Annotated in this window: 2 protein-coding genes; one reads left to right on the forward strand and one right to left on the reverse strand. The window is 44.7% G+C overall.

The annotated features are described in order from the left end of the window. Positions 1-378: 378 nt before the first annotated feature. Positions 379-4,710, forward strand: a complete 4,332-nt coding sequence (locus Y697_RS00485; protein ID WP_121549762.1) for an InlB B-repeat-containing protein — start codon at positions 379-381, stop codon at positions 4,708-4,710. A 99-nt stretch (positions 4,711-4,809) separates the two neighbouring features. Here Y697_RS00485 and Y697_RS00490 read toward each other — a convergent pair whose 3' ends face one another. Next, entirely contained in the window at positions 4,810-12,774 is a 7,965-nt protein-coding gene (locus tag Y697_RS00490; RefSeq protein ID WP_121549763.1) for an FxLYD domain-containing protein, read from the reverse strand. Between the last annotated feature and the right edge of the window lie 399 nt (positions 12,775-13,173).

Here is a 13,173-nt window from a genome sequence, read left to right on the forward strand (position 1 = left end):
CGATGTGAAATTCGCAGTTGTTTCTCTTCGGATTGTCTGCACTTTGTGTGTTTTTCAGAGCAAAATGAAACCACAGGACAGACAAATTATTCGTGTTATGTCTTCATTAAGGCAGCGTAAAGAATTCGTATATCACGCAAATTGTGCGCGAGTAAAAAATCATTCGTACGTATTCTCGATAGACTATCGCAATTGTCCTTCCTCTAATGAGGTGCATATAGACATAAGGCAGTTAAAAAGAGCTGTACTATGTCAATTGAGAAGTGGGTCACTTGATTATATCTTATGTATAGATCGATGTAGTAATACTTATGTATGAATCGTATATAATAGACCTGTACACCCGGTTAATCCACCACCGGTTCGGAGGAGAACTTTATGAGAAGATACAGGAATACGATTCTAATAAGCGTTTTATTTTCCATAGCCTTGATATTCAGCAGCTGCGTGCCCAGGGTTCAGATGTTTACCGTTGAGGTTGTTTCAGAACCCAATCCGATTTCTGTTGCTCTGCTGAAAGATATCGAGCAGGCAGATTTCGAGGTCTCGGATCTTCAAAAGACTCCGCTTGTTCTAAACCTCAGACCTGAAGAGACGGTAATTGTTAAGGTGATAGATGAAGAACCTTCAGATGAAGTCGACTCCATTCAGCTGTTTGATAGCTGGGCAGATGGATCTATCGCAAATCCGAGAGTCATTACTGCCGATTCCAACAAGAAACTAGCCGTTAAGACAAAGACCAATGTGAGAGTCTCCGTAACTACTGATCCAAAGAACCTCGTAGAGATCGACGGAAGCGGGTTCTATGAAAACGGTTCGCTGCTTACATTTGTCGCTCCAGCCGAGATTGGGGAGTACAGCTTTTCCAAATGGAAAGTCAATGAGACAACGGTGCTTGATCGAGAATTGTCGTTGAAACTTGAGGGACCGACGAAGATCGAAGCGGTTTATGAACTGAAGTCGATAATTACGCTTAAGGTTGAGACAGAACCGGCTGGACTAAGTATTACGGTGGAGGGCGATGAAGTATCTACACCCTACATTACTGAATCGGAAAGCGGTACTTTATATTCTCTGGGATTTCCCCTGCAAGAAAAAGACCTAAGTGATTTAGTGGCAGGAGCAGATACTCGCTATGGTTTTGAAAGGTGGAGCGATTTCGAAACAGACAATCCCAGGTCGTTAACTGTGGACAGCGACCTCTCATTGAAAGTGATTACAGAAACGGAATACCTTGTTGAAACCTCAACCTTCCCTGAAGGAGTTGCAGAGATTCCTGGAAGTGGCTGGAAAGTCAAAGGTTCTTCTTTTTCTTATGAGTCAAGTGATTCAGTCGGTTATGCATTCTCTCATTGGGAAGTGAACGGAGAGCGTCTGGATGGAAACAGTATTTCACTGATTATTGATTCTCCGAAGAGTATCATCGCCCATTATGAAGTCATCGGCTATGTCCTTTCCGTTAATACAGATCCTTCTGGACTTGAGGTAAAGATCGGTGGAGAAGAAAAGATTTCTCCTGCTTCTGTTTCGGCCACACATGGTAGCTCGGTGAGTGTTGAGATTCCAATTACACAGATAAGGGATGAATCGAATTTTGTCTCAGGAGGCGACGCTCGTTATACATTCAGCGAGTGGAGTGATTCGATTACTTCCAATCAGGTAACAATACTGATGGATTCGGATAAATCAATTTCCGCGAATATGGAAGTAGAGTACCTTGTTGAGACGTCTACCCTTCCTGAGGGACTGAATGAAATAACAGGCGCAGGCTGGAAGCCTAAAGGCTCTTTATTTTCTTATGAGTCAAGTGATTTAAGCGATTATACTTTCTCGCATTGGGAAGTTAACGGAGAGCGCGTAGACGGAGAGAATCTTGATTTAGTAGTTGAGAAACCTATGAAGGTCGTAGCGGTCTACAAAAGCAAGGAACAATCTACTCTTGAGATAGTGTCAAATCCTGAGGGTTTGGTGTTTAGCCTCAACAATGAGTTGTATTCAGCTCCGAAGAGCTTCGTCTTCGGAAGTGGAACCTCCGTCGAGGTTTCTTTCCCGGCTTCACAGGAGAAGGATGAAGATGAACAGGTATCGGGAAACGATACAAGATTTCTCTTCTCAAAATGGGCCGATGGATGGGCTGAAAATACCAGAACTGTTGAATTAATCGAAGATACCAGACTTGAAGCCATTGCAAATACGGAGTATCTAGTGGAGGTGTCATCGGAAATCTCTCAAATCGGAGGAACTGGTTGGTACAGGAAGGGCTATTCGCTTAATATAACCGCGCCAGAGGTTTCAGGATACAGATTTGTTTCCTGGAGTGTTGATGGAGCAAATGCAGTCGGAAATCCCTTATCTATAACCGTTGATTCTCCGAAGAAGATTGTTGCAGTCTACGAAGAAACAGTTGTTAGCAACAAGACTCTGACTGTTTCCACTACCCCTGAAGGACTGCTTGTCAAGATTGACAACAATCAAATGATTTCACCGTGCCAGATCACTGCTGCAGAAGGGTCCTCACACTCAATATCCACGATTACTCCTCAAGAGAAGGACATTTCAACACAGATTGTTGGCAACGATGTCAGATATGTCTTCTCCGGTTGGAATGACGGAAGTAATTTAACTACGAGAACAATAGAGCTAAACTCCAATCTATCTTTCACTGCAGCTTTCGACGAAGAATTCAAACTCGAGACAGTGGCGCAACCCTCCGGTATAGTTCAGATTGGTGGCGCAGGATGGTATCCAGATGGTGAGACAGTTATATTGAATGCAGTAGAAGCGAAAGGTTACAACTTCCTTTACTGGTCGGTCAACGGAGTGAAGGCCGGAGAGAGCTCAACTATAGAGTTCATCGTTGATAAGCCGACCGCAATAGAAGCAGTTTACAATTCACTTCCAACGATTTCACTTGAAGATCGAGAGGTTTCCGAGGGCGGAGTTTTGGAGTTGCTGCTAAGCGAACATTCGGCAGATGTGGATGGTGATACGCTCTCTTACTCGCTTTTATCGGGTCCTGGAAGTATTTCAGGCGGAACCTATTCAGTTGACACGAGTGAACTGGATGCGGGTACCTACGAGATCACAATAGAGGTTAGCGACGGCAGAGGCGGATATGCAACGGATGGATTTACCATGACAGTGACAGAGCAGAACAATCCACCAGCCGTTCCCGGCACACCATCTCCCGCAAGTGGTTCTGTCGATCAGGAGTTATCCATAGAGCTTTCCTGGACTTGTTCAGATTCAGACGGCGATGCTCTGGTCTTTGACGTGTATTTTGGTACTTCTTCAAGTCTGGAAAAAGTTGCATCAGATATCCTAGCCAATAACTGGCAGTCTGCGAACTTAAGTGAAGGGGTCACATACTACTGGAAGATCGTCGCAAAAGACAGCAAGGGAGCTACTTCTGAAAGCCCTGTATGGAGCTTCTCGACGAAGAATCCCCTTCCAGTGGATGGAGTCGACAAGGTGGGACCCGTTTACAGCGGAGAAGTCTTATTGGTCAGTAACGAGAGTGATAGCGGGACTAGCAGGGCATTTACCGGGACGCTATCGGAGGACTTCCTTCCAACTTCATTCACCCACTCCGATAGTCTTGAGATGGAAGCCTTCATGGTCAATCCCGAGATTCCGCTTCCATACGATGCCTTCCCCGAAAACATTGCAGTTCCGGGAGATACATTTGAGTTATCCAGCATAGGTGATACAAGAGAATTCTGGGTACTGGATTTCGCGACTAACAAGTATTACCAACTGACGGCTACGCTTCAGTATGCCGGGCAGCATTCGGAGGTCTGGGTAGAGAACACCGAGTTGATAACAGCAGCGAAAGCCTCAGAGCTTGGAAGCGAATTTGATGATGCAATCTATCCCCTCGTAGCTGAATACTTTTACACACCTTCCGATGTAGACGGAAACGGAAGAGTCCAGATTCTCTGTTTTGACATCCAGGACAACTTCGCAACAACGGGAGCATATGTTGGCGGTTACTTCTCCTCTGGTGATCTCTTCAACATCAGTAACTCCAATAAGTCAGAGATCTTCTACATAGATACCTATCCAACCATGTACTATCCAAAGGACAAACCTGTAGATGTATCAAGGGCATATTCGACTCTTGCTCATGAATTCCAACACATGGTGAATTTCAACAGGAATTACCTGGTAGAAGGCGGAGACCCAATGCCTTCCTGGATAAATGAAGGACTCTCGATGGCAGCTGAACACCTGTATAGCGGGGTTCTCACGAGAAGGATCTCCTACTACAACTCCTCGACAAATATTCAGAACGGTCACTCACTGGTTTACTGGGGTGATAACAACGACACATTATCTAACTACGCACTATCTTATCTCTTCCTGCAGTACATACGAGCTCAGGTGGGAACGGAAAGCGTGTACAAAGACATGCTTCTTGACAAGAATAACAATTCGGCAGCTATCACAAATGCTTTTGCCAAATATGGAATTGCGAAAACACTGGGAGAGATCATGACTGATTTCAGACTTGCACTTCATCTCAAGAATTCAGCAGGCCCCTACGGTTTCAACGGAGACTCTGACTTCGACGGAATAATCGAGAGGCTTTACACGGGCTCGTCAAAAGAGCTAAGAGGAGGATCTGCGATCTTCAAGAGCATATCTGATTCATATACGGAACCAGGTGACCAGGGATCCACGATACAGTATGCCGGAATAACTGGGTAAACAAGGTCGATAGGACAGAACAGAAAAAAGGCCCTCTAAGAGAGCCTTTTTTTGATCAATGCGTATTGGGTTTCCTTTGAAGTGCCATACTGAACTGAACTAATCTCTTACTTCAACATCCATGTGAATAGCATAGTAACGATAGTCTGGAACATTGTAGATCATCAGTTCTGTCCCCTTATAGATGTTGGTAGTTCCCATGCTGGGTCTTGAGTCTGGGAGTTCTCCCTCATCATAACCGGAGATCTTCACCGTTTCAGAACCAGCTTGCAAACGCATATTAGGTCCAAGTACTATCTTGAGAGTATTGCTATTATCGCTATAGATAACTGAAGCTCCAGAAACTAGGTTATCGCCGGCATAGATTGCTTGAGTTGAAGGTCCATCTGCATCGAAATAGTACCACCAAGAAGACCCTCCACCTGTATAATTGCCTCCCCAAGCTGTTTCCTCGCCCCAAGTCTCAGGATCTGTTGGAGTCAGCATAATGTAAACTACCGCATCGTCCCAGAGTTCATCAGTCTCGGTTACAAGAGTTGCCGTGTTCTCAAGTGTGAACTCCTGCACTTCGCAAGACAATACTGCTTCCAGTATCAGGTTCTGCTTGTTTGAACTCAATGCACTTATGAGAATCACATCACCACAGCCTGGAAGGAAGTCGTCTTCAGCAGTGTCAATAATTGCTTGAACTATTGGTCTGTCTCCATCAGGTACATCAGGACTGAACATAGTCCTCCATGAGCTCCAGTTGAGAGAACCTTCCATTATCGCCCAGATAGCAAGCTGAATGTGCCTGTAATCAACTCCAGGATAATCGCCGTCTCTGAACCTGTTGAGAATGTAGTTGATCTTGGCCATCTGTGTACTTGGCGCGCCACCCTCATAAATGTCCAGTATTGTGTATGGACCACTAATTCCAGAAACATTTACTTGGGTACACCAGCCAGGATATGTTCCTTCCATGTAACCTGAGACTGTTGCACTTATGTAGGCATCCGCGCCCATTTCATAAGTGATTCCGCCTACTCCGTCGAATGAGAACTTTCTCAACGTGATTGAGAATTGAACGACCGCTGAATCAGTTAGCTCCTTAGGGAAGGGAAGTGGGTCGGGATCTGTCCCGACTATCTGGAATCCGTCAGGAATATACGTGAATTCATCGTCCAGAGTTGCTGTGGCATTTGTTGACTCACTCGATGTGATCTGGAGCATCGAACTGTAGAAATCATCGGCGGTGTTTGCTGGTGCATCGGCCGAAGCTACCACTGTTATCTTGTGTTCCGCGGAAACATCAACCGGAGTGAAGACTGAAGGTCCGAAGTTGTGAACGGTAGACGATCCAGATGCCAGATTCCCGAGAGAGACTTGTGGAAGCGTCTCAATAGTGATCCAGTTAGTGCCATTGTAGTATTGAAGTTCTATGAGCAGTTTCACATTCTGAGCTTCACTCAGGCCGCTATTAGTAACCGTTACGGCCCCTTGATAAGAGTGCTCACTAACATCTGATTCAAGTGTCCTCGTTGCCGTTATTGTGTAGTTGATTTCCTTTTCGAATTCATCCACGTCGTAGGTTATAGAACTTGGATTAACTTCCTTGTCTATCTCCCATGAATATAGCTTGCTTCTATTCCAGAAGAATTCAGCTTCAACTTCAGCTTCTAGTGTGACTGTATCTGGAACGATTATAGTCACAGTCTCGTCGTCAGTATCATATTTTGTATCCGTATCTTTACCAAAGATATCGGCTGTGTTGTGTAGATAGTATTGACCTGGAGCAGCGCCTGAATTGGCCACTGAGACAGAGTAGGACTGAGTCCAGCTAGCAGTCGTCACAGACCACTCTCTGTACTCGTTGCCCAGAAGAGTAAGTCCTGCAACTGAGAATGGATCAAAAGTATCCTGTACATATGCGTTCTTATCTATCTCGGTTAAATGAGGAGATGGAACAATCTGAGTTGTTTCAAGAGTATCGGAAGCACCATCCGTAGCTTCAACTAAGACCTTGAAATTGGGAGTGAATGAACTTGGATCGAACCCTTCAAAAGAGTATGGAATAGCCTGTTCACTACCAGGAGTCAGAGACGGAATTGATGTGCTATAGCTGCCAATGGTAGTTCCATTAGCATCCTTAAGAGTAATAACTACTGAGATATTGGTGAGTGTAGTATTACCGGTATTGGAAATAGTTGCCACACCGGTAAGAGTTGCGATGTTTGTCTCCTCAACCGACCTGGTAGCCACTAGGGTGTAATTGAAGGTACCGGATTCGCCCGTATCCAGAGTCAGACTCTGCGGGGTAACACTCTTATCTATTATCCAGCTGTACTCCTTCGTCTTATCCCATTCCATATCATGTTCGTTCTCTATTTCCAGGTCGTTGTCTGGAGGAACAATAATGAGAACGCTTTCTTCATCACTATCGTGTATTTCTTCAGAATCCTCACCGTAGATATCTACCGTGTTATCAAGAGGGTATTCATCAGGTGCAGCTCCCGTGTTGGTAGCTGTCACGCTGTAGTTTACACTCCAGCTGTTAGTGAGAGAATTCCAGTCTGCACTTTCTATTATGTTGAACCAATCACGATAGATGTTTCCTTCGATCTCAATTCCAGACACAGTGAATGAAAGGAAGGTATCCTTTACAAATGCATCTTCATCATACTTTGTGACATTTGGAATCGGCAAAGACTGATCCGTCTCAAGATCATCTGAAGCTCCGTCAGTTGCCTTTGCAAATACCTTGAACGGTGCCTTGTATGAGGTAGGATCAAATGTGAAAGAATAGGGGAATCCCTTCTCTGCTCCAATTGCCAGAGTAGCTATTGTGTCGGTGAAAGTGCCTATCTCCACACCGTCCGCATCTTTAAGAACTATCTCAACATTTATGCCCGTGAGAGCCACATTACCCGTGTTAGTAACAGTGGCAAGGCCTGTCAGAGTTGCGATATTCGTCTCTTCCAGGGTCCTGGTTGCCAGAAGGGTATAGGCGAAGGTTCCGTCTTCTCCTTCATTCAGTTCTACACTTTCAGGTACTGCGCTCTTTTCAATTTCCCAGCTGTACTCCTTCATCTGATCCCATTCCATATCATGTTCGTTCGCTATCTCTAGATCTTTGTCTTCAGGCACGTTGATTGTCACTGTTTCATCGTCAGTATCATATTTTGTATCCGTATCTTTACCAAAGATATCGGCTGTGTTGTGTAGATAGTATTGACCTGGGGCAGCGCCCGAATTGGCTACTGAGACAGAGTAGGACTGAGTCCAGCTAGCAGTCGTCACTTGCCAATCTCTGTACTGGTTGCCCAGAAGAGTAAGTCCGGCAACCGAGAATGGATCAAAAGTATCCTGTACATATGCGTTCTCGTCTATCTCGGTTACAACAGGAGATGGTACTGTTTGAGTTGTTTCAAGAGTATCGGAGGCACCGTCTACTGCATTTGCTACAACCTTGAAAGGAGCAACGAAGGCGCCGGGATTGAACCCCTTAAAGGAGTATGGAATAGTCTGTTCGTTCCCAGGTGCGAGAGAAATGATTATCGTATTATAACTCTTGATTGTACTTCCGATGGCATCCTTAAGAATTATCGTTACAACTATATTGGTGAGTGTAGTATTGCCGGTATTGGAAATAGTTGCCACACCGGTAAGAGTTGCGATGTTTGTCTCCTCAACCGACCTGGTAGCCACTAGGGTGTAATTGAAGGTACCGGATTCGCCCGTATCCAGAGTCAGACTCTGCGGGGTAACACTCTTATCTATTATCCAGCTGTACTCCTTCGTCTTATCCCATTCCATATCATGTTCGTTCTCTATTTCCAGGTCGTTGTCTGGAGGAACAATAATGAGGACTTTTTCATTATCACTATCGAGTATTTCTTCAGAATCCTCTCCGTAGATATCTACCGTGTTATCGAGAGGGTATTCATCAGGGGCAGCTCCCGTGTTGGTAGCTGTAACGCTGTAGCTTACACTCCAGCTGTTAGCGAGAGAATTCCAGTTTGCACTTTCTATTATGTTGAACCAATCACGATAGATATTTCCTTCGATCTCAATTCCAGGCACAGTGAATGAAATAAAGGTATCCTTCACAAATGCGTCTTCATCATACTCTGTGAAATTTGGAAGTGGCAAAGGCTGATCCGTCTCAAGATCATCTGAAACTGCTCCGGTAGTTGCCTTTGCAAACACCTTGAAGGGTGGATTGCTCAAGCTAGGATCAAATGTGAATGAGTAAGGGAATCCCTTTTCCACTCCGATTGCCAGAGTAGCTATTGTGTCGGTGAAAGTATCTATCTCCACACCGTCTGCATCTTTAAGGACTATCTCAACATCTATGCCCGTGAGAGCCACATTACCCGTGTTAGTAACAGTGGCAAGGCCAGTCAGAGTTGCTATATTCGTCTCATGCAGGGTCCTGGTTGCCAGAAGGGTATAGGCGAAGGTACCGTCTTCTCCTTCATTCAGTTCTATACTTTCAGGTACTGCGCTCTTTTCAATTTCCCAGCTGTAATCCTTCATCTGATCCCATTTCATCTCGTGTTCGTTCGCTATCTCTAGATCTTTGTCTTCAGGCACATTGATCGTCACTGTTTCATCGTAAGTATCCTTTTCTCCTGTATCGTCTTCGGTAACGGTAGCAGTATTGGTTAAGTAATATGGACTGCCGGTTGGCAAGGCTTCGTCATTCTTCAGTGTCAAGGAGTAAGTCTTTGTAGCCGAATCGGTCAGCGGCCAGTCTCTGTTGAGAGTGGAAGGAGTGATGGAGAATCCAGCCGGTACATTAGTAATTAAGTCTTCAAGATCGGCTGTTTCATCCACATACTCGACGATGTTCGGATCAGATGGAGTGTCTGCAGTATCGCTAGCTGAAGGACTGCCAGCATTACTGGAAGTCACCGAGAGAACGGCGGTGTAACTAGGACTGTAAGTCTTCGTTGTGAAAGTCTTGGTGTAAGTCTTTTCCTCGCCTACGGCCATAGTAATACCGTCTTCAAGAGTAACTTCAGTAGCGGCCTCAGTTATCTTGAGTACTATCTTTACACCGAGAGCGGAGCCTGGGCCAGTGTTCTTGACCTTGGCATCCACAGTTATAGTGTAGGTGCTATCTACGGTTTCCCATGGTTCTCTGGTTACTTCTATCGTGTAATCTATAGGAGCTTCTTCACCCAAACCCAGAGTGACCTCGGTCGGACTGGCGCTCTTGTCTATAGTCCAGTCATACTCAACCTTGTCTTCTCTGCTCACTTCTGCGTCTACTATAGCGTTGAGTCCTGGAGAAGGAACAAGAATCTTTACTTCCGCATTATCGGAAGAGTATTCGCCTGTGTCGTCTTCGGTAACTGTAGCTGTGTTAGTCAAGAAGTAAGGACTACCCGAAGGCAGAGCACTTTCATTCTTCAAAACCAATGAGTAAGTCTTTGTAGCCGAATCGGACAGATCGGGCCAGCTTCTGTCGAGTGTGGAAGGATTTATAGAGAAGCCTGCCGGTACACTGGTTATTAAGTCTTCAAGATCGGCTGTCTCATCTATCTCCACCACTTCTTCAGGGTCCTCAGGAGATGTCTGGGTATCACTGTCCGAGTCAGGCCCAGTTTCATCTGAATCAGCATTCGCACTTATCGTGAATCCGGAAATTGGAGTGGTGCTCTCGACAGCGAAGGAGAACATTAAATCTTGATTCGCTCCTATTGTAAGGGAAAACGGACCAAAGTTATTTGACTTACTCGGATAACCATCCAGAGAGACTGAACCTGAGATATTGGTAAGATCAATATCTCCTGTGTTTTCAACAGTAACTGTACCGGAAATCGTGTAAGTGTAAGTTGCATCGCCTGTAGTCCTTTCAGTTTCTATTGTGTATTGGATGGAAGACTCCTCGCCTATGCCTAGTGTGATTAAAGTTGGAGTTGCCTCCTTCTCAATATTCCAATCGTACTCGAGAGTCTTGACCCAGGTTATCGTTGAATCTACTGTGACGTTCAAGCCTGGAACGAGGATCGTCACAGTGGCATCATCGCTTCTTTCTTGCTTTGTATCATCTTCAACGAGAGTCACAGTATTTGGAACTTTGTACTCTCCGTTCTCTTTATCCATATTCATAATATTAAACGTATAGGTAGTTGCCACCGGTGTCTCTGAAAGCAGCCATGGCCATACATAATCGGAGTCGGGAGTGACGTCAAATCCCACCGGTACCATGTATGCATCGTTCACAGTGGCAGTCTTGTCGAACTCGATTAGGCTTGTGGGCGAGATCGGACCGGCAAGAGCTCCCGTATTGGACTTGGATACAGCGCCGGAGAGGACTTCTGCTTTCACCCTGTAGTAGTAACCATTCTTAAAAGCGTAGCTCGAGAAATCAAAGGTTTTCGTAACTACGTCTCCTGGGGCAAGGTCAACAATTGGTTGGGTGCTGGTTTGAGCAACGACAAACGTTCCGCCGTCACTGGACTCCAGTAAGGTTATGGTAAGTGATACCCCAGAAGCTGTGAGATTAGAAATAAGAGAATTGCCTACTTCAACTTCACCTTTATAGAAGAATGTGTCAGTTGAATTGTCCGTCAAAGTCCTTGTTGCATTAACTGAATATGTTACATCTTCATCTTCCTCAATATCAAGATAAATTGTTTCAGGAGTGACAGATTTTTCAATTTCCCAGTCATACTCGATCTCCCTACTCCATCTGAAAGAACCTGTCACGGTTGCTTCAAGAGTGAGAATATCTTCCTGGGGTTCTGGAGTTGTAATCAAAACTCTGGCAAAATCCTCCCTCTTTTCTGAGGTGTCGTTTTCTGTCAAAGTGGCATCGTTTGTCAACGTATAGCTCCCAAGAGGGGCATCGACATTCGTGATAACGATTGAATACTTCTTTGTACCACCGGTAACGTCGTCCAAAATCCAGGGGGAAACGTTCCATGGCCAGGTGCCTGTATGATCTACAGAGAATCCATAATTCTCGAACTCAACGAGATTTCTGGGCATATCGACTATCGAAGCGCTTTCATCTATAAAGGTCTGTGACGATGGGGAAATTGGAATAAGATAATCTTCAGAGTCATCCACTAATTCCGGCCAATTGTCTACTGCCTCAGCAATTATTCTGACTGTAGCATAATTACCTGGATTGAAAACGAAAGTGAATGGCTTTCCAATTCCAATCAAGTCGCTTGCAGCTACAGTCGTATTTGAACTCGTAAGTATAAGGGTCTTATAATCCATCTCAATCCAGTCGCCACCGTTCTTCCCCAAAAGAAATACTTTAAGTCCAACCTGTTCGGCCTGAAGAGAACCTTCGTTGGTAACGGTAGCGATACCTGTTAGCGTGTAGGTATCAGTTGCCTCGGGGGTAAGCCTGGTAGCGGTCAGAGTATATTCCACACTTGCTGAATCACCCTGCTTGAGATTGCTTATTGCCTCGGGACTTGCCTCTTTAGTTATCTCCCAGTCGTAATCAGTTACTCTGGAAAGATCAACTTCGCCTTCAACATCCACTTGAAGTATTGGCCTAAGTTCTACAACGGGCTCAGTGTAAATAACTGCGAAGTATATACAAGGGGCAGTTATACCTATCTGAGAGAAATACTTGCTTTCATTACGAAGTGCCTCCGCATATGCCGAGAAATAAATCTTTGTGGTTCCTTCACCGACAAAATCCAGAGGAATCGTGAACTTAGAAACGCCTGCAGCGGGATTATGGTAGTTAGCATTTGGATAGTAATCAGGATCCAATCTTCCCGTCACCGGGTTTCGTGGTAGATCGCCTATTGCAAGTGCGGTAGCCACACGTGTTTCTGTCAGCAACCACCCATTTTCTGTAGCATAGAACTCGATGTACAGAAGCTTGTCGTCATTATCTACCCAATAGTCTATACGTCCAATGACTGTGTCGGCCCCAACAATCAAGTCAGAACTATAAACCCCACTGGACGACTGAATAGCAAATATCACATTCTCTGCAGCATCTGTGGGTGGAACCAGTTTTTCGACCTCGGTTTTGGGAACCATACAACTCGAGATGATAATGAGAATTGAAAGAATAACCAATAGAAATGAAAGTTTCCTCATAGCCCATACCTCCTAATATCTTCCACCCCAAAGCTCAAAATATAAAAATAATGAAGTTACTTGGATCAATTATAGTCTATTGCTGTATAAATACCAGCCGTTTGATTGAGAATTCCGGTAACAATATATAAGTGTAATACGTAAATGATAAGTTAACGAAGAGACAAGGCGTCATTACGATAATGATTTGTGATTCCCATTATAAGCTGTATAGAATGGTATTAGTAATCGAAGCTGTTTCTGAAAGCCCTTTCTGAGTGATCAATCATAATGATTCAATGAATATGGTAAACGACTGATATAAACATGTTTGCGATTTCAACCGTTCGCATTGTTTTGGAAGGCTTGTGCTCTGCAGACTGCATAACGGATAAGGAGAGTGGCTTCGTATGAGAATCT

This window comes from Mesotoga sp. BH458_6_3_2_1, from assembly GCF_003664995.1.
GTDB lineage: Bacteria > Thermotogota > Thermotogae > Petrotogales > Kosmotogaceae > Mesotoga.

Coding starts and splice junctions, on each gene's coding strand:
- Y697_RS00485 (WP_121549762.1), top strand. CDS start 379: ATGAGAAGATACAGGAATACGATTCTAATAAGCGTTTTATTTTCCATA.
- Y697_RS00490 (WP_121549763.1), bottom strand. CDS start 12,774: ATGAGGAAACTTTCATTTCTATTGGTTATTCTTTCAATTCTCATTATC.